17 protein-coding genes are annotated in these 19,076 nt (G+C 60.6%); 7 read left to right on the forward strand and 10 right to left on the reverse strand.

From position 1 onward, the window contains the following. Nucleotides 1-263 precede the first annotated feature (263 nt). The 3 genes from KBC96_12080 to KBC96_12090 are packed head-to-tail and all read right to left on the reverse strand — an operon-like array spanning nucleotide 264 to nucleotide 4,680. Nucleotides 264-980 carry a M48 family metallopeptidase gene (locus tag KBC96_12080; protein ID MBP6965133.1) on the reverse strand — a complete coding sequence of 239 codons (717 nt, stop codon included), beginning with the start codon at nucleotides 978-980 and terminating at the stop codon, nucleotides 264-266. Between the two features lie 2 nt (nucleotides 981-982). Then, nucleotides 983-4,042, reverse strand: a complete 3,060-nt coding sequence (locus KBC96_12085) for a type I restriction endonuclease subunit R (protein ID MBP6965134.1) — start codon at nucleotides 4,040-4,042, stop codon at nucleotides 983-985. After that, nucleotides 4,039-4,680 (reverse strand): restriction endonuclease subunit S, encoded by a 642-nt coding sequence (locus tag KBC96_12090; protein ID MBP6965135.1) that lies wholly within the window; start codon nucleotides 4,678-4,680, stop codon nucleotides 4,039-4,041. The genes KBC96_12085 and KBC96_12090 overlap by 4 nt, the downstream gene beginning before the upstream one ends. 165 nt (nucleotides 4,681-4,845) lie before the next feature. Here KBC96_12090 and istA point away from each other — a divergent pair, with 165 nt between their 5' ends. Next, entirely contained in the window at nucleotides 4,846-6,342 is a 1,497-nt protein-coding gene (gene istA, locus KBC96_12095; GenBank protein ID MBP6965136.1) for an IS21 family transposase, read from the forward strand. After that, nucleotides 6,339-7,100, forward strand: coding sequence for an IS21-like element helper ATPase IstB (istB, locus tag KBC96_12100; GenBank protein MBP6965137.1), 762 nt, complete (start codon nucleotides 6,339-6,341; stop codon nucleotides 7,098-7,100). The genes istA and istB overlap by 4 nt, the downstream gene beginning before the upstream one ends. Nucleotides 7,101-7,156: 56 nt before the next feature. Here the strand turns inward: istB and KBC96_12105 are convergent, their stop codons facing one another. After that, complete coding sequence (locus KBC96_12105; protein MBP6965138.1) at nucleotides 7,157-7,675, reverse strand: restriction endonuclease subunit S; 519 nt, start codon at nucleotides 7,673-7,675, stop codon at nucleotides 7,157-7,159. Next, nucleotides 7,666-10,116: a type I restriction-modification system subunit M gene (locus tag KBC96_12110; protein MBP6965139.1), complete on the reverse strand. Its 2,451-nt coding sequence runs from the start codon at nucleotides 10,114-10,116 to the stop codon at nucleotides 7,666-7,668. The genes KBC96_12105 and KBC96_12110 overlap by 10 nt, the downstream gene beginning before the upstream one ends. A gap of 399 nt (nucleotides 10,117-10,515) precedes the next feature. Between KBC96_12110 and KBC96_12115 the strand changes: the two genes are divergently transcribed. The 5 genes from KBC96_12115 to KBC96_12135 all read left to right on the forward strand — a co-directional run bounded on the left by KBC96_12115 (nucleotide 10,516) and on the right by KBC96_12135 (nucleotide 15,718). After that, nucleotides 10,516-11,586 carry a DUF1016 family protein gene (locus tag KBC96_12115; GenBank protein MBP6965140.1) on the forward strand — a complete coding sequence of 357 codons (1,071 nt, stop codon included), beginning with the start codon at nucleotides 10,516-10,518 and terminating at the stop codon, nucleotides 11,584-11,586. Between the two features lie 165 nt (nucleotides 11,587-11,751). After that, nucleotides 11,752-12,189: a hypothetical protein gene (locus KBC96_12120; protein ID MBP6965141.1), complete on the forward strand. Its 438-nt coding sequence runs from the start codon at nucleotides 11,752-11,754 to the stop codon at nucleotides 12,187-12,189. Continuing rightward, the gene (locus KBC96_12125; GenBank protein MBP6965142.1) at nucleotides 12,186-12,875 is read left to right on the forward strand and encodes a hypothetical protein; all 690 of its coding nucleotides are present in this window, start codon (nucleotides 12,186-12,188) and stop codon (nucleotides 12,873-12,875) included. Before KBC96_12120 ends, KBC96_12125 begins: the two co-directional genes overlap by 4 nt. Nucleotides 12,876-13,088: 213 nt before the next feature. Beyond that, nucleotides 13,089-13,871 carry a hypothetical protein gene (locus KBC96_12130; protein MBP6965143.1) on the forward strand — a complete coding sequence of 261 codons (783 nt, stop codon included), beginning with the start codon at nucleotides 13,089-13,091 and terminating at the stop codon, nucleotides 13,869-13,871. Between the two features lie 104 nt (nucleotides 13,872-13,975). Further along, nucleotides 13,976-15,718, forward strand: coding sequence for an ankyrin repeat domain-containing protein (locus tag KBC96_12135; protein ID MBP6965144.1), 1,743 nt, complete (start codon nucleotides 13,976-13,978; stop codon nucleotides 15,716-15,718). Here the strand turns inward: KBC96_12135 and KBC96_12140 are convergent. The 5 genes from KBC96_12140 to KBC96_12160 form a co-directional block, all read right to left on the reverse strand. Beyond that, complete coding sequence (locus KBC96_12140; protein ID MBP6965145.1) at nucleotides 15,715-17,139, reverse strand: hypothetical protein; 1,425 nt, start codon at nucleotides 17,137-17,139, stop codon at nucleotides 15,715-15,717. The genes KBC96_12135 and KBC96_12140 overlap by 4 nt on opposite strands. Before the next feature lie 12 nt (nucleotides 17,140-17,151). Next, entirely contained in the window at nucleotides 17,152-18,081 is a 930-nt protein-coding gene (locus KBC96_12145; protein ID MBP6965146.1) for a DUF1848 domain-containing protein, read from the reverse strand. Nucleotides 18,082-18,148: 67 nt separating this feature from the next. Beyond that, nucleotides 18,149-18,304 (reverse strand): hypothetical protein, encoded by a 156-nt coding sequence (locus KBC96_12150; protein MBP6965147.1) that lies wholly within the window; start codon nucleotides 18,302-18,304, stop codon nucleotides 18,149-18,151. 24 nt (nucleotides 18,305-18,328) lie between these two features. Continuing rightward, entirely contained in the window at nucleotides 18,329-18,481 is a 153-nt protein-coding gene (locus KBC96_12155) for a hypothetical protein (protein MBP6965148.1), read from the reverse strand. Nucleotides 18,482-18,535: 54 nt separating this feature from the next. After that, complete coding sequence (locus tag KBC96_12160) at nucleotides 18,536-18,916, reverse strand: hypothetical protein (GenBank protein ID MBP6965149.1); 381 nt, start codon at nucleotides 18,914-18,916, stop codon at nucleotides 18,536-18,538. Nucleotides 18,917-19,076: the final 160 nt, after the last annotated feature.

Below are 19,076 nucleotides of genomic sequence, written 5' to 3' on the forward strand. Positions count from 1 at the left end.
AACGATGGTCGTATCGTCCGACTGCTAGCCTCAACTGAACCGGTGCAACACCGGAGACATACGGGCGGATCCCCTTCGCATTGTCACGGTGGGTCCCCCTTGGGTTGTCCATCACAGCCCTGCAGCAACAAGAGTCAGGGAAGCGATCCATCTGAGTCTCTGATGTCCCATTCGATGATTCTCCCTGCCCACCTATAGGAGAGACTACGGTGCCGTAGCTCCGGGAAGCCGACTGCCGGGTGCAGACTCCGCGATGAGCCTAATCAGTACGTCCACGTCTCGTGCGCCAACGGCTCGCGGTTCAGTTCCTCGCGATTCAGTCGCCACTGGGGAAGGAATGCATCCATATGAGCCTTGAACGCATCGCTATGGAGGCGTTCGAGAAGATGGACCATCTCGTGAACCACAAGGTACTCGAGACACTGCGGCGACTTCTTGATCAACTCCAGGTTGAGCCATATCCGAGCCGCTTGCGCATTACATGATCCCCACCTGGTCTTCATCTGCTTGATTCCCCAGTCGGCCACGGTCACGCCGATGATCGGCTCCCATTTCGCAATCATGGGTGCAGCTTGAGCCTTCAGTTGCCTACGGTACCACTGAAGAAAGATGCGCTCACGCGTCGCCGTGTCACTGCCTTTCCGCACGTACAGGTCAATTCTCTTCTTACCGCGAAGCTCCACTCTGGGCCAGCCGTCATGGTAGATCACGTTCAGCAGGTAGCGCAGTCCCTGGAAGTAGTGGCTCTCCCCGGATACGTACTCACGCGCCGATTGCCGCTCCTGCTCCTGGAAACTCCTCTGCTGGCGTCGAATCCAGCCCAGCTTCGAGATAACCGCGAGCCTCACCGCCTCGTCGTTGACGCGCAAGGGCACGGCGACGCGCACCCTCCCTGCTGGCGGGTAGACGGCAAGGTGCAAATTCTTGATGTCCTTGCGGACCACATCCACGGTTAGGTCGTTGACGGTGATCTGATGCATGTTCAGTACTCAGGCTGGTTTTTCACAAGGTTGAAGATCTCCTCGACGAAGTCCTCACCCTCCACGTGTCGACGTATCGCGTTGCGCACTTCTTTCTCTTTGAACCTGTTCCCCCGCCAATCATCCTTCTTCGTCCGGCGGATATCATCGTCCAGTGTGACGGCGAGGGCTTCGTCCTTCCCGAGGTTGTCGTAAAGCGCTCTTCTGGCAGTGCTGTTCATCGCCTGCGGGTAGTCCGCCCCGCCACCGGGATTCTTTACCCTTCTGGTGATTTCGACGATCTTGGCCAGGTATTCCTCATAGTCGAGTGCCAGTTCTTTGCGCTCCTGGATCAGGTTGTCCAGCAACTCCGACATCTTCTCATAGTACTTGGGGTTGATTGGCTGCTCGTCGATGATGACCCTTCGCAGGTTGTTCTCGATCGTCTCGGCAGCGGCTTCCTTGTTGCCTGCGATTCCTTTGGGGAGCGCATTGACCCCCTCTTCCCCTCGCTCAAGCAGGACCTGTATCAAGCTCATGTCATCCAGGTCGGAAATCTTCTCGCTTTCCTCGGCACGGATGTAGGTATCTATGAGATGCCGCATGTCCGGTTCGTACGCCTTGAGGTCGATATAGTCGCCACTGGCGAGCCTTACCTCAGTGCGTGCCCTCTCGAAATGATCGACCTCCTGCTTCAACTGCTCGATCTCCTCCGGCGTATACCCGGCTTCAGGCAGTTCGTTTGCGAGGTTGGCGTATGCGCGGATCAAAGAGGCCGTGAGTTTGTATAGGGCAATCCGCCTCGGCTCGTTCCCCTTCAGCGCCTCCTTGTCGGTGGTATCGCGGGCGCAGAAGTAGCGCAGGTGGGCAGCCGTATCCTTCGGCGGCTCTACGGGCTCACACAGTGCTCTGACTGCCTCTCGCGCCTCCTCCAGCTGTTCTCTCGCCTTCACCAGGCGGTTGCTCAAGAGTCCGCGAACGTCCTCGGCATCAAAGCCGTCGAACACCTCCGAGGTGTAGTCTATGAAGGCGGTCTCAAGGCTTCGGAACAGGTCCTTGTAGTCAATGACATACCCGTATTCTTTGTCATCGCCGTCCAGTCGGTTGACTCGGCAAATGGCCTGGAACAAACCGTGGTCGCGCATGTGCTTGTCTATGTAGAGGTAAGTCGCAGGAGGAGCATCGAAGCCGGTCAGCAGCTTGTCGACGACAATGAGGAGCTTCATCTGCCCCGGCTCCTCGATGAACTTCTTCTTTACCTCCTTTTCGAACTCCTCGACTCTGTTGACTGCCCGCTCGGGGTCTTGCCTGAACCAGTCCGCAAGCATTTTCTTGTATATCTCATACTCGCGCAGTCGCTCCGTGACTCCTTCGCCGGTTTCCTCCCCTTTGATCTCCGAGACGTTCGGAACGTAGGACGTAACGATGGCGCACTTATCGAAGCCGTTGTTGGTGAAAAGCTCATAGAGCCTGCATGCCTGATAGATGCTCCCGGAGACGAGCATGGCGTTCCCTCTGCCGCTCTGCAGGCGGTCGCGGGTCGCCATATCCAGCATGATATCCGCAGCGATCTTCTCCAAGCGTGAGAGGGAACTGAGCACCTTCTTCATGGTGCCCCATTTCTCCTTAAGCTGGGCGATAGCAACATCGTTCAGCCCCTTCGTCTTGGCGTCGAACCACTGATCAATCTTCTCCTGCGATGTAATGTTCTGGTCAATGTCACGGGCCTCGTACCGCAGGTCGAGCACCACGCCGTCTTTCACTGCTTCGTCGAACTTGTAGGTGTGGATGTACTTGCCGAAGACCTCGATGCTTCTCTGCTTGTCCGCCTTCAGGAGGGGCGTGCCGGTAAAGCCGATGAGCATAGCGTTAGGCAGTACTTCCTTCATGGCTTTGTGAAGTTCACCGGACTGCGTACGGTGGCATTCGTCTACGAAGACGTATATGTCACCCTTTGCATTGAAGCCGGGAGGGAGATTGCGCTTCACCTCATCAATGAAGCCCTCTATGTCCGGTTCTTCCTTGCCGGCAAACTTGTGGACCAGGGAGCACATCAGCATGGGGATGGCAGCATTCAGTTGGCTGACGAGGTCCTGGCCGCTCTTAGTGCGATAGATATCCTCGCCGACGCCCTTGAACACCCGCTCTATCTGCTCGTCGAGTTCCGTGCGGTCGGTGATGATCAGTACTCTGGCGTTCGTGACGTTCTCCCGAATCCACTTTGCCAGCCACACCATGACGAGGCTCTTGCCGCTGCCCTGCGTGTGCCAGATGATACCGCCCTCTCGTCGTCTCACATGGTCGTGGGCCGCCTTGACGCCGAAGTACTGGTTGTGGCGGCAGAGCTTCTTCACCCCTGCGTCGAACACTATGAAGTCATGGACGATCTCCAGCAGGCGCTCCTTCGCGCAAAGCTGAGCGAGACTCCGATGGAGCGGGTTCTCGATCTCGCTCTCTTCCTTCCACTTGAGGTAATACTTCTCGGGCGTTCCGATAGTCCCGTAACGAAGCCCTTCGGTATCGTTACCGGCCATCACCAACTGTGCTGTGGAGAAGAACCGCTCGATGAAGACGGGTTTCTGGCTGTCGAGGTTCTGGCGGATGCCCTCGCTGACGGAGACGATGGAGCGCTTCAGTTCCAGTATACCGAGGGCGATCCCGTTCACGTAGAGCACCACGTCCGGGCGCTTGTCGTGCTTTCCGCTGACGGTGACCTCCTCCGCGACGGCGAAGTGGTTCTCCAGTGGATTCTCCCAATCTATCAGCCAGACGTTCTCATACTGCTCGCCGACATCGGCCTTCACCTGCACGCCGTAACGAAGAAGGGTGTACACCTCCTTGTTCACATCGTAGAGACTTCTGGCCTGGTCGCCCGCGACCTTGCCGAGCTCATACAGAGCCTTGCGGATCAGTGCTTCGTCATAGCCGCGCCTCTGCAGGTAGGCGCGCAGGAGGTCCTGCTCGATGTTCCTATTATCCTCGCGGTCCTGCCGGTTGCCAAGGTAGTCGTACCCGAGGTTGTCCCGGAATAGCTTTATCACCCGGTTCTGCGTCGCGCGTTCCCTTTCGCCTACGGTGCTCATATCAGCCTGATCCTCCCCGTGAGAAGTTCCTGCATCATGCCTTGCTTGATCAGTGTTGTCTTGTCCCGTCTCTGTTCAAGCACAGCGATCTCGGCGTCCATGTCTGAGAGCACCCCGGCGATGGCTTGTTGCTCTCGGAGAGGCGGGAGCCTCACCTCATAATCTATGAACGTTGACGCATATACATGACGAATCGTGCTCCCCTGAGATAGTGCTACAATGCGACTACGATGTGACCGCAGACTCAAGAGACGTGAAAGAAAGGATACATCCGCAGAAGTCCTGTATAGCAGAACATCACCACCAACGGCTACAGGGAAGCCCCCTGTGAAGGCTGTAGCCTGCCCGATGTTCTCCAGCATGTTTGAGGCGCTCGCGATGAGAAGATGTGGCATACTGATCGTGTGCGTGTTCTCCGGGAGCTTTGCGTAGTTCCGAATGTGGGAAGCGGCTATGACTTCCCCGAAGTCAGTGTAGATAGCTGTGTACGGAATGGCAGGAAGCCAACCGGTTGAGGACAGCGCATCTTTCGACAACCCTCTCCCCTTGGAAAACTGGCCGATCTCCCCCAGTGTCTGCACGTCCCACTCCCCGCTGAACCCAGGCAGGCGGGTCCTGCCGGTGAGAAGTTGCTGCATGGTAGCCTGCTTGATATCGCGCTTCTTGGCGATTGTGTTTGATAAACTAAACGGGGCCCACCTGGGGCGGTTTCGATAACGCAAAAGGGGCCCACCCGGACAGAACCGATCTTACGATATGATAGTTGAGAGAAACGTCATATCGGAGGTAGAAAGGTGGTCCGGGTGGACGAGAAAGAGCGTATCAGAACAGCGCACTTGCGGCAAGGGAGGAGCATCCGGGAGATCGCGCGGGCGATGGGCCACTCCCGCAGGACGGTGAGGAAGGCCTTGGCGGACCCGTCTCCGCCGGTTTACCGGAGGGCGAAGCCGCCCGCGGAGCCGGTAATCGGCCCGGTGAAGGAGATCATCAGGCAGTGGCTTGCGGGCGATGTCGATCGGCCGAGGAAGCAGCGTCACACTGCGCACAGGGTATACGAGCGGCTCCGGGAAGAGCACGGATTTGCAGGGGGAGAATCGACGGTCAGGAGGTGCGTAAGGAAGTTACGAGCGAAGAAGGCTGAGTCGTTCATTCCGCTGTGTTTCGATCCCGGAGAGGACGCGCAGGCCGACTTCGGCGCGGCAAAGGTTATGATGGACGGCAGGGAGTTGGAGGTCAGCCTCTTCATCATCAAGCTCTGCCACTCGCACCGCCCGTTCGTAGTGGGGCTGCCGTTTGAGAAGCAGGAGGCGTTCCTGTCGGCCCACGTGAGAGCGTTCGACTTCTTTGGAGGGGTGCCGAGGCGGATCAGCTACGACAACCTGACGGTGGCGACGGCAAGAGCGATCCGGGGAGACAAGAGGCGTGAGATCGAGACGTTCGTCGGCTTCCGGAGTCACTATCTGTTCGAGAGCCACTTCTGCAATCCGGGAGAACCTCATGAGAAGGGTCAGGTAGAGAGCCAGGTCGGCTATGTGCGAAGGAACTGGTTCGTACCGGTGCCGAGGGTAAAGGACTTCGCGGAGCTGAACGCATACCTCTACCGGAAGTGCCTTGAAGAAGATCGCCGGGTGATCGGCGGGATGAAGGCAAGCATCGGGGAGATGTTCGCGGAGGAGAAGACGAATCTCCTGGCGCTGCCGAAGCGGCACTTCGAATGCTTCCGTCTTCACCCGGTCAGGTCGAACAAGCTGTCGATGGTGCGGTTCGAGGGCAACTCCTACTCGGTGCCGGATGCGTACTCGAGCCGGGATCTGTTCCTGAAGGCATACGTGGACCGCGTGGAGATATCGGATGCGTGCAGGGTGGCGGCGGTTCACGAGCGGCTTCTCGGGAAGGGAGAGGAGAGTCTCTCGGTAGCGCACTATCTCTCCGGGCTCGGCAGGAAGCCGCAAGCTGTGGAATACGCCAGGCCGATCAAGCGGAGCGAGTTCGCGCCGGTATACGCAAGGTTTCTGGAGAGACTGAAGTCGGAGCAGCCGGGGGTGGCGGCACGGAGATCGTTCCTCAAGGTCCTGGAGCTTACCGCCGTCTATCCCGAGTCGGCTGTCGCCGATGCGATGGAGATGGCGCTGCTCTACGGGACATGCGATGCAGACGCGGTGAAGAATCTGCTCTGCCAATTCGACGAAGAGACGCGGGTAACGGGAGAAGCGATACTGCCGGAAGGGATACCGGAGGTCCTTGTAGAGGAAAGGGACACATCGCACTTCGACAGGCTGCTGGCGGGAGGTGCGAGATGAACCAGCCCGACATGCTGCTCGGGGCGTACCTGCGGAAGCTGAGGCTGCCGACGGTAGCAGCGAGTTATGCGAAGATGGCGGAGGATGCCGCGGCAAGCCGGATCGGATATGTGGAGTACCTGCTGCATCTGATGGAGGCAGAGGTCTGTCAGCGTGAAAGCAACATGAGGAAGCGCCGTCTGTCGGCGGCGAGATTCCCGGTAGAGAAGACGCTCGACACATTCGAGTTCGGGAATCTGCCGAACCTCTCAAAGGAATCGGTCTTTCACCTGGCAGGCGGGGAGTACATCTCAGAGCGCGAGAACCTGATCATGGTGGGTCCGACCGGGGTCGGCAAGACCCACCTTGCGATCGCGCTGGGGACGGTCGCATGCGGACAGGGAAAGAGAGTCAGGTTCTACACGGCAGCCGGCCTGGTGAATGAGCTGTGTGAGGCGAGAGAACTCCGCCAATTGTCGAAACTTGAGGCAAGGCTTGAGAAGCACGAGCTTGTGGTGCTGGACGAGGTCGGGTACGTTCCCTTCTCTCAGGACGGAGGGAGGCTGCTCTTCAACTTCATAAGCTCGAGATACGAACGGGGATCGCTGATCGTGACGAGCAATCTGGAGTTTGCGAAGTGGACGAGTGTCTTCGGAGACGAGCAGCTCACGGTGGCGCTGCTCGACCGGCTGACGCATCACTGCAAGATCCTGGAGATGAACGGCGACTCCTACCGATTCCGGGAGAGCCTCAAACGAAAGGCCGGCAAGAAAGAGTAATGCATTTGTCCGGGTGGGTCCCTTTTACGTGATCAAGGTGGGCCCCTTTTGGGTTGTCAAACACAGGCGATAAGCTTGTCCAGCGAACCGATGAGGGCGTCCACATCGCTCAGGGCATCGGCGATGTTGCGTTGCTCCTCTTTTGTAGATGGAACAGCAAGTCTGATGCTTAGGAGTTTCGACACCGATAGTCCCGGTTGAGCGGACGACTCGGAATAACGGTTGAGATGCATTCGCTCCAGCACATAGGTAAGCCACCGGATTTCAGTCTGGGCAAGGGGCGTCACCACAACTGCGTGCTCAGATGCAAAGAACCTTCCATCCACCCCTAACACGTTGCCACATAAAGCCCCTTGCCGCCCAATCAGTGCGTATCTTCCCTCGTGGGTAAACCGAGCCGTGAATCCTCGGAGGCCATGGCCACCATAGCATGGATAGGTCGAGAACTGATCGATCTTAGCAGAGGTTATTGCTTCACCGCTCTTCATGCGACAGACCTCGCCGAGGCTGACCACCTCCCAGTCCTGCGGGATTATCCCCGCCTCAGTCCGCTTGTAGCCCGGCTTCACTTCCATGCGAATCCCATATCCTTCAGGTGTTCATCCACCCTGGTGCTCAGATCTTCGACCTCTTCTCCCAGCTTCGGCAGAGGAATAGCATAGCGTTCCGCCAATTCCCGGGTGCGTCCGGTCAGTGACTGGGACACCCGGTCCAGTTCGGAACGCACATGGGCGGCAAGGGATGCCAGCCACTTGTCGTCCACCACCAGCACGATCACTTCCTCGTCGGTAAGCTCTCCGTACCTGGCTGCCAGCTTCACATCGAGCGCCTTCCGGGCGTCCTTCATCTTCTTCGTTGTCTCGGACTCCTTCTCGACAAGGGCGAGGTACTTCTCCAGCACCTCGCGCTCGTCAGCGAAATCGGAGTCACCCTTGATCTCACGGAGGCGCGACTTCACATCCCCTTTCGTGACCTTTCCGTTCTCGGCCATGACCTCGGAGAGGAGCCCTTCTTCTCCGCCGTGCTCATCCCTCATCTCTTCCACTTCCTGCGCCAGTCGGGCGATCTCCGCCTCCAACGCATCAATGGCCTGCTGCTCTTCCGCATAGTACCGGGCGATCAGCAAGGAAGGTGGAATCAGGTCGGCCTTGTACTTCCGTTTGCCAAGTACCAGATCGGGTTTCTCTTTCACCTTCTTGTCTTCAACTACCAGGCGGAGACGGCTTGCCTCAGCCCAGCCGTCCGAAGCGATCATGTACACATCGTCCTGCATGACGTCGGACCAGTAACTCATCAGGTGCTGGTAGACATCGTAGGAGTCTATCAGCTTGACGTCCCGGAAGGTCGAGAGCATGTCCTCCGACAGAACTTCGATTAACTGCTTGGGCTTGGTATCGGTCGAGATGCCTTTCAGTGTCGCAACATGGGCATCTTTCCACCTGTCAAACAAGGTGGCTACCGCCTGGGTGTACGCCGCAAACTCAGGCCGCGCGCATATCGTAGGCTTGACTTCAGCGGCGTCGACTCTCATCTGACTGTAGCCTGCCCGGTCCCCCGGCATGAAAAGCTGATCCTTCAGCGAGGGGAACACCTGCCAGTATTCCGACAGAACCTCCACGTCTCTGTTGGGAATGCCTCCAAGAAGATGTGCCTCGATATCCTGGAGGTCCTCCGGTTCGGTGGCGTCAATGTACCGGGGGATGTTCAGGTTGAAGTCATTGCCTTCGATCTCCGCCATCGGGACCATGCGCGAATATCTTGGGACTTCCCTCTGATTATTGAAGACGTCTACGATCCGGTGGATGTCCTGATGACGCAGGCGGTTCTTGTTGCCGTCCTTCACGAAACCCTTGCTCGCGTCAATCATGAAGATGCCTGTTCGTCCGGCGGCGCTCTCCTTGTCCAGGACGATGATGCACGCGGGGATGCCTGTGCCGTAGAACAGATTGGCAGGGAGGCCGATGATTCCCTTGATGTATCCCCTGCGAAGGATATTCCTGCGGATGACCGCCTCCGAGTTCCCCCGGAAGAGGACACCATGCGGGAGGATGATCGCGCCCTTGCCGGTGCTCTTCAGCGAACGTATGAGGTGCAGGAGGAAGGCATAGTCCCCGTTCTTCTTCGGCGGCACGCCGTCCACAAAGCGCTCATAGCGGTCGTTGTAGGGGTCAAAGCCCTGGCTCCAGGACTTCGTCGAGAACGGCGGATTGGCCACGGCGAAGTCGAACGTCTTGAGGCTTCCGTCCGGATTCTTGAAGTGCGGGTCGGCAAGGGTGTTGCCCTGCCAGATATCGTGCGCCGCAGCCGGGCAGTCATGGAGGATCATGTTCATCCTCGCAAGTGCAGCGGTGGCGTTGTCCATCTCCTGCCCGTAGATAGTCAAGTCGAGTCCGCTCGGGGCTTCATCGTGCGCCTTGATAAGCAGTGAGCCCGATCCGCAGGTCGGGTCGTAGATGGTCTGGGCGGAACTCGTCGCCTGTCCGACGCCGATGACCTTCGCCATGATGCGGGATACCTCGGCGGGAGTGTAGAACTGCCCCTTGCTCTTGCCCGATTGCTCCGCGAAGTTCCGCATCAGGTACTCGTAAGCGTCGCCGAGGATGTCGTCGTCTTCCGCCCGGTTCTTGCTGAAGTCGAGCCCCGACTCCTCGAAGATGCCGACGAGGTTGGTAAGGCGGTCTACCATCTCCTGGCCCTTGCCCAGCTTGTCGGGGTCATTGAAGTCGGCAAGGTCTATCACGCCCTTGAGTTCATTGGCCTCCGCCAGCCTGGCGATGATTACGTTGATGCCCTCGCCGATATCCTTGTCACCCTTCAACGCGACCATATCGGCAAAGCTGCCGCCTTCAGGAACCTCAAGAAGTGCGTCCGGTTGTCCGGCGTACTTGTCAGAGACGTACTTGACGAAGAGCAGGGTCAGAATATAGTCCTTGTACTGAGAGGCATCCATGCCGCCGCGCAGTTCGTCACAGCTTCGCCAAAGGTGGCTGTAGAGTTCGCTTTTCTTAATCGCCATTCGGCCTATACCCCTATGTCAACCAGCTGGTCATATGATGCCATAGCGAACTGGCGAGGTTCGGCCTGCTCGGAAGGTCCGCCGGTGCATCTTGGAAGAACCGAAGTTCGGGCTCATTGAACTCGCGGGTCACGCGTGACTCCCTACAACTGATTCTCGATGCAGACCGCCCGAAGACTCCGAGGACTGCAGGAGTGCCGTGATGACCGGAATGTGGATCGCTCCGGTCGCTGGCAGTTGCCGGGCCGCCAACCATCCGCACGGGCGCCCGTGCGGAACAGCCTCATCTTAAGCCGACTAGAGGAAGTTGTCAAGGCATCGGCGAATGCAATACCGATCGCATATCCGAGGATCAGCGCACTTCCCGGCAGGTCCTGCCACGAGACAGGAGGTATCCGCATGTCGAGTCGGAGTCCGATTCAGGCCGGCCTATCAGACTACGAGGCCGCAATCACGGCTCTGCGCGAGAAGTTGCCGTCTGCGCTCAGTCACCCGGATGTAGGACCGATAGCTGCTGCGAAGGAACAGGTGATCGGCCACTACGGCCCTCTCTTCAGGGCTGACAGTCTTGGCAGCGTCAATCTTGACGAGTTCCGGTCGTTCTTGGACTTCCGCAACAACAGGCACTGGGGCGGACTCCACCGGCAGGTTGGCTTCATATTCGCAGATCCTCCAGCTCTTCGGAATGTGCTCTACGTACTGGCTGACGAAGGCCGGCCAGTGGAGGAGCGGATCGACAACGCGGTTGCCGGGGTTCAGGGTATGGGCAAGGCCATCATCACGGCTTTTCTCCACGTCGCTTACCCTGAGAAGTACGCTGTCTGGAACAACACGGCCGAGGGAGCGCTCAAGCAGATCGGACTCTGGCCGGCCTTCGATAGGGGTGCTACCGTTGGGGCGAAGTACTCAAGGATCAATGATCTCATCAAGCGCATTTCGGCTGATTTGGAGCTGGATCTCTGGACTTTGGACGCGGTCTGGTGGGCATTGGTGCAGCCGGAAGTGCCTCAGCCCCCCGTTGTTACTCCAAAGGAGACATCCACTGGTGTCACTCCTCCCGGCCAGGCGTTTGGCCTCGAACGTCATCTCCATGAGTTCCTGGTAGACAACTGGGCAGGAACTGAGCTCGCAAGTGAGTGGGATATCTACTCCGAGGACGGTGATCGCTTGACGGGCATCGAGTACCCTTGTGCGGTCGGGTACATTGACATTCTATGCAGGCACAAGACTCAGACCCGCTGGCTGGTGATCGAGTTGAAGCGGGGACAGACAAGCGACGCGACAGTGGGGCAGGTGCTCAGGTATATGGGTTGGGTAGGCAAGGAACTCGCCTCGGCTGATGAGAAGGTCGAGGGTCTAGTGATCGCGCATTCAGGCGACAATGCTTTGAAGTATGCGTTATCCCCGCTCCCGAACGTTCGCCTTATGTTGTATGAGGTCGAGTTTCGACTGACCTCGGCGAGCGGCTGATCCCGATATTGCCGCACGAGAGAGCTGTAATGACCTTACCGAGTCACTTCAGGCTGACGGCCGCGAACCACAGCCATCTGTTTGCGATCGTCCGGCCGGGCGGAGTACGGCCTGGGTCGTAGGGCCGGTGCATCGCCGACTTCGATGGCACTGGCGGAGATAGCTATGACTGCAGTGACAGGCAGAACTGTGGTACTGGTATCATGCGTGTCGCGGAAGCAGCCCGGACCCTGCAAGGCCAAGGACCTATACTGCTCGAGCTTCTTCCGGAAGGCCAGGGCATACGCCGAACGAGTGGGCGACGCCTGGTACATCCTATCCGCGGAGCACGGCCTTCTGTGCCCGGATACCGTGATCGTGGACTACGACCGCACGCTCAACCGGATGCCGATCGCGGAGAGGCTTGCATGGGCCGATCGCGTGTCCCGCGACCTCAGCCGGGTCATCAAGCCGTCGGACCGCGTCCAGGTCCTAGCCGGGTCCCGATACAGGGAGTTTGTAATGCCCGCACTTCGCACCCTGTGTGCGGAGGTGTCGGTCCCGATGGAAGGCCTGACTATCGGTAAGCAGCTTCAATGGCTGGACACGCAGGGCAAGCCATGACACGGCTGGCTGATCTGCGCCGGTTCTATCGCACGATGGAAGACCTGGAGCGCAAAGTCGGCGGGTGCCGGTCGCTGATGGAGTGCACCGGGAACATGCATTGGCCCAGACGTGGCGTCTACTTCTTCTTCGAGAAGGGGCAGGTCCGTTCGGACACCGGGGTAGGGCTCCGCGTCGTCCGTGTGGGTACCCATGCCTTGAAGGCAAACAGCGCCACCACGCTCTGGAGCCGGTTGCGCGCGCACAGGGGAAGGGCGTGCAGCGGCGCCGGCAACCACAGGGCCTCCGTCTTCCGGCTGCTGGTGGGACAGGCTGTCGCGTCCCGTGACGGCGTTTCCTGCGGCTCATGGGGAAGGAATGTCCCCAGGCAGGAACGCAACCGCGAGGAAGAGATCGAGCTCGAACGCCTGGTCAGCCTCTATATCGGCGGCATGCCCTTCCTCTGGCTGGAAGCGGATGACGCCCCTGGTCCGGATAGCGTTCGGGGATACATCGAGCGCAACGCGATCGCGCTCCTGAGCAACTTCGGCAAGGAGGAACTCGATCCGCCGTCTGATGGGTGGCTCGGACGGAACTGCCCGAAGGAGCGGATCAGGTCCTCCGGGCTCTGGAACTCCAACCATGTTGACGAGGACTACGACCGCACCTTTCTCGACGATCTCGCGTCTCTAGTCTCGGCGACGTAAGGCGCATGCGCGCAGCCTCCGATGCCTGCGGCTCCCATGCCTGAACCGGCCAGGCATCGATCCCTGCCCACCCGGTAATAGTACCAATCCTTGGGCTCCACCTGTGGGCCCCGGGTTGACTGAGTAGCCGTTCCAGGTATAACATCCTTCCTGGCACAGACGGACTCCGGAGGTGCCGAATGGGATGTGCAACTTGATGTGGAGGTCTGGACCGTGAAGATACTGGTTTCTTGCGTCGGTAATAGCGACCCCTACGGCGACGGCAAGTCGATGCCGGGGCCGATCCTAACGCTGGTAGAGGAACTCGACTTCGACGAGATCTTTCTCCTGCACGTTGCCGGACTCAACAAGCGGGCGTCGGAGACCGCCCGACTGATCCCTTCGTTTGCGAAGAACAACCCGGAGGTCGAGCATCGTCCGATGCTGCTCGATGATCCCACCGACTATCCTCGGGTCCTTCGCGCCATGAGGGCAGAGTGCGTCCAGATCGTCGCGAAACACTCTCGCCGTGATGCCGAGTACTCGGTGCAGATCAGCAGCGGCACCCCGCAGATGCAGTGGGCCTGGGTCGTTCTTGTACACCGGAGGATCATCCCGGCCACGGCGATCGCCCTCCACCCGAGATACATGCGCCAGTTCTCGGCACCTTATCACTATGCGGTTGACCTGAATGACCTAGGAATCGACCACCTGGCGCAAGAGGGCGAACTGCAGGAGTCGGTCGAGGCCCTGTCCGCCGAGCTGACGACGCTCAAGCTCGAGAACGCCAGACTGCGCGCATCCGTCGAGAAGACGCAGTCCTCGATCGAGGAGGAAGTGCCCGACGGCTTCCGCCTGTTCGACTATCTCCAGAACGAGAAGAAGCGACTCATCGCACAGGCTCTGCAGAAGCACCCGGACAACGCGGCTGAGGCTGCCCGTATGCTCGGAATGGAAGCTCCGACTCTCCGACGCGCGGCCGAGGATCTCGGTCTTCGACCGAGACAACGCAAGTAGATAACAACAGACCGTCATGCTTGACGTAACCAACGTTACTATTTGCCCAAGCCAGGTTTCCTCTTATACTGTCAGTCCGAATACTGACAGGAGGGACCTGGAGGATGCTCGCGTACAACCCGCTGCCCGCGATAGTCGACTCGCTGCATATAGATGATGTCTCCCGCGTTTGCGCCCTGAGAGCGCCTGTGTCCTCGATGCGGCGCGAGTTCCGCAGAGAGGTGCCGTGCGTGGACTACGGCGACCCGGACACCGGCGAGGCATACATGGTCGCGTACTTCCCGCACTATGTGGCTCCACTTCACCAGGTGCTGGAGTCGCTTCCCTCATCGGTGACCGGCCCCGTCTTCGACAGGTCGAAGATCGAGGCCTGCATGATAGGCTGTGGGCCCGCGCCTGAGTTGCTGGGCCTGTCGTCCTTCGTCTCCGAGCATTTCAAGGGCGTTGAGCACATCAACGTAAGCCTTCATGATGTGAACATCGACGGCTGGCGGCCCTACCTCGACCTGACGCTCTCGAGTTTGATCAAGCCGTGCTGGTCAGGCGGTCTGGGGGTAAACAGGGTGAGTTGCAGCCTTCTGCGCGACTGCGGTACGTGCTCCAGCGACACATGCCGCGTAAGGCGCGGGACGGTAGACATCTACGTCGTGCAGAACTGCCTGAACGACGCGGGCTCGAACCCCGGCGCCGTATCGAGAAAACTTGTGGACCTCCTGCGCGCCGCGAAGCCGGGGGCCCTGTTCGTGGTCATCAACGCCGGTTCATCCGTCGCGAGGAGAATCATCAAGACCGTCGAGGCGCGAGCCACCGCGTCGGGGCTGGGTGACGTCGTGAAACCAGGATGTGCCTCTGTCAGATCGGTGACCAGCGGATTCGAGTCTCCCCGCATCATACGAGATCACCTCTATACGGGAGCCAACGGCCTGATCGCCAAGAGGACGGTCACCTACATGAGTTCCGTGATCGTCAGAACGGAAGCCCGGGACGACAATTTCCGCCTCGATCCCGGCGACGAAGAGGCGCTCGGCGCGGTCTACGCCGCCATGATGTCCGGTCAGACCGCCACACTTCGGCGGATGCTGGCCAGGGACTCTCGCCTGTGTGCGCTCCGAGATGGAAGCATGTTCACTCCTCTGCACCATGCGGCCTCGTTTGGTGATTCTGAGATCGTTGAGCTGTTCTGCCGCTTCGGCGCCGACCCCGATGCGAGGGATATCAACGGCAACACGCCGTTGCACTATGTCGCCGCGCTAGGCTGCCTCGAGTCGTGCCGGACGCTGGTGGACGAGGGCGCCGACATTGACGCGCCTGACAAGGATGGCGCGACCCCGCTGATGTGCGCGGCCTTCTCGGGAGGAGCGAGAGTTATCAGGCTGCTGTTGTCTGCGGGCGCATCCATCGGGCGCGAGGACCGGAACGGGCGAACCGCGATCCATGCGGCGAGCGAGACCGGTCGGCCTCAGGTCGCCCTCGAACTGCTGCGTCACGGCGCGAACCCGGACAGCCGGGATTGGATGGGGAGAACGCCCGTCCACCTAGCGGCGTCCAACGGGCACTCGGCGATGGCGGCGGCGTTGCTCGACAAGGGCGCGACCGTTGACGCGCGGGATCATGACGGATGCACCGCACTCCACGCGGCGGCCTCGCAGGGCTATCCCGAGCTGGTGGATCTGCTGCTTGACCGCGGATTCGACCGGGAGGTCGAGGACTGGTCAGGCCGCCGACCGGTTGATCTTGCGCGGGCGAATGCGAGGCATGCTGCAACGAACAGGCTTGCGAATCGCGCCGACGCGCACATCGGCGTCCCCGAGGCTCTCATCTGGGAGACGTCTCACTGCGGGGGCTAACCCGGCAGGTCCAGCTTCGGGTTGAGGCGCTTGCGTTCCCTCAGTATCTTCGCCCTGAAAGCCTTGATGCGGTCCAGCAGCCCGCGGTCGAAGCCCACCCTGTTCCTGACCTCAGGGGCGTTCGCCATGATGAGGCCGAGCGACTTCCAGTCCCCCGTGCGCTCGATATCTCCCAGCCGAGCAAGAGCCTTCGAGGTCTGCTCCCTCGCCCGGGCGATGCTCCCGTCCGCAACGGCGACCGATTCGCCGAGCGTCACCGTGCAGAGATCGGGCCAGAGGAGCGTCCTCAGGTTGAACCAGCGCCTGCGAAGCTCCCTCGCAAGCCCGCATCTTGATTCCTCCGCCCGTGCGAGTCGGGCAGAGATCAGGGAGCGTATGGCGGGCATCTTCGAGCGGAAACTCGCCCCGAAGTCGTACAGGGCCGATTCCAGCTCGGCCAGGGATGCTCGAAGCTCGCGGCTCTTGAACCATTCGGCGACGCCACCGCCGGCAATCGCCCCGGCGATGCCAAGTCCGATCGCTCCGAGGACCGCACCGACTGGGCCTCCGACCGCGAATCCCGCGGCCGCACCGACCTTGCCGCCCGCCACGACTCCCACCCCGCGCCCGACGCTCTCGACGATGCCGTGCCCTCTCGCGACCATCGGCTCCTTGCCGTAGTCCTTCACCAGCTTGTAGTTCCGATAGGTGGCGAAGGCGATCGTGATCACCGGAAGATGGACCCCGAGCGCATCGGCCGCACCTTCGCCGTGCGCCGACGAGACGCCGTCCTTCACGCTCTCCTTGATCGCGTCGTGGTCGAATCCTGGCATCGGGAAGACGTTCGGCAGCTCTGCCGTCGCATGGATGTGTTCCGGCACGATGTACGTGATGTCCGGGTGATCGAGGGCCGCCTGCTTGATGCTGCCGATGTCCGCGACGCTCTTGACGTTCACGGCATGGCCGTCCACCAGCAGGTCCCACACCGGCTGGTTCGAGGTCTCCGCCACCTGCACCGCGTAACCGGCCTTGTCGAACGCCGCCGCCACGTGCTGCTCGGCGACGTAACCCTCCAGGCGCGACAGGAAGCCTTCCTTGCCGGCCGCGGGCAGGGAGTCATATGCGCCGTGAATGTAGTTGGCGAAGTCCCAGCCGCTAGTGATGGACTCCGCGCTTGCGAAGTCGGCGGCTTGGATCAGGTCCGGGTTGATGTTGTGCCATACCCACAGGAACTCGGCGAGCGTGACCGAGCCGTATGCCGCAAGCTCGGCCTTGCCGAGGCGCTTGACGAACCTCCGCGCGTCCGGGCTCGAGTCCCTGAGCCGGGTGCGGGCGATACGCCGCAGTGAGGCCACTCTCACCGCCCGGGCCGCGAGCCACGTGCCGACGACGGCTGCGGCCAGAGTGACTGCCGGCCACCCAAGAGCGCTGAACTCAAACATGGGATGCTCCTTTCAGAAGAGGGAACGCTGGCCGGTCGGGTTCTCTTCGGAGTCGCATTCGTGTGATCCGACCAGCGAGGCGGAGATGGGGTCGTGGTTCTCGCGGTTCTTCGCCGCCGCCCCGGCGCTCCTGGTCGCATAGCAGTAGGCGCATCCATGCAGGCACGTGTCGTACGCGCCGATGTCCTTGCTGGCGACGCAGCCGCACTCCAGGCGCTGCGTCTTGTCCTTCCTTCCGACGACCTCCACACCGAACACACGGCGGATGTAAGCGTCGTCCACGCACTTCCCCGGCGCGATGCCGAACGGCGTCAGGTCGAGAACCTCCGCGCACGAGAATATCTCCATCCCGGCGCCGGACGCGACTTCCGCCAGCCGGCGCATCATTCCGCCGAACGCGGGCGCTTCCGGGTCGGCCTGGCGGTAACCTATCTCCAGCCGCCTCAGCCGCCCTTTGGCCGCCCGGTACTCGTCGGCCACGCTTATGACGACCCGTCCGGTCGCCCCGGAGAGCCGCCCGGCTATCAGCTCGAACCGGGAGGCGTGATATTCCTCGGATGTCTCGTCGCTGACGATGATGGGGTCGTACCGCCATATCACCCGTTCCGGGCCGATCAGGTCCGAGAGGCGGCGGAACGTTTGGATGCATTCGTCGAGCGGGGGAAGGCCCGGCTCGAGCGCAGCCGGGTAGCCGTTCACCGTGTATTGGAAGTAGTACCGATACCCCCGGGAGTCGAGCTCCGGGAGGCGCGGCATCAGCGGAGTGGCGTTCTTCGTCCAGAAGACGATGACGTCCACGTCCTGCGGGGCAAGCGGGACCCTGGACACCTGGTTCGCGTTGAAGGGGTTGACGACGCAGCAGTGTCCGGCCTCGATGCGGTTCATGAGCCAGTCCGAGTAGAAGGCGGGTACGTCGGTTCTTCTGCTGGCGCTGATGATCAAGTGGATTCTCCTCCGCGGTCTTCCGGGCGAGCGTTCCCATTGCGCCGCCGGGCGGCGGACAGACGGCCTACCTCGGGCCGAAGAGCTTCGCGGTGAGCGCCCCCGCGAAGGCGCACATCACCAGCCCGATGATGGCAAGCGGCGGGGATGACGCGCCTGCCAGGATGAGCAGGAACCCCGGAACGAGCAGGATGGACATCAGTATCAGGTACGCGCATCCCATGAGTATCCCCTCCGGCGATTGGGTTCACTTCTCCCCGCTGCATATCCCGAAGAAGAAAATGAGCAGACGCGAGATGATCCAGCCCAGAACCAGGGCGGTGAGTATCCCCGCGACCGGCGGGCAGACCACCCAAAGTATGACGTATATCCCAAGGCCCCAGAGCAGTGCGGAACACATATCCGTCCCCTCCGATCGAAGCTCCCGCCGGCGTACCCCGGTGACGCGCTCGGCTCACTGCTTCGCAGTCCCGATGTAGTGCTTCCTGATCTCCTCCAGATAGCCGATGACGGCCTCGTCTCTCCTGACGCGCTCGCCGGGTGCCAGCAGGGCGTCCGTGTCGGTTGTGATGGCGCTCCTCAGCCCGACGAGCCGGTTCAGAAACGTGTTGACCGCATGGTCTACCGAGACGAACCCGCCTCGGCATCCGCTCAGATCGGGTTTCGCCTCTGCCGCAACTCTGTCCAGCACGCGCCAGCAGACCGTGGCGGGCGCGGTGTCGACTATGTCGCGAAACTTCGATTCGAGCGCCGCGATGTCGGCCAGCGCGGCCTGAAGTACCTCCGGTTCGAAACCGTAGTCCTTTGCGATGGGGGCGCGAGATGCGTTCGCCATGCCTGAAAGTCCTTTCGAGAACGTCTGTCGGGAGCATTGTAGCAGGCGGGCGCGGGAGCGGCAATGGTAACCGGAGTTACCATGACGGAGTCAGTCGAGGAAGCGGGTTTCCTTCGGGTCTTGAGGCCGGCTGTGAGGTACGATTGGCGCGGCCGGGCGC

It is taken from the genome of Armatimonadota bacterium (genome assembly GCA_017993055.1).
GTDB lineage: Bacteria > Armatimonadota > UBA5829 > DTJY01 > DTJY01 > JAGONM01.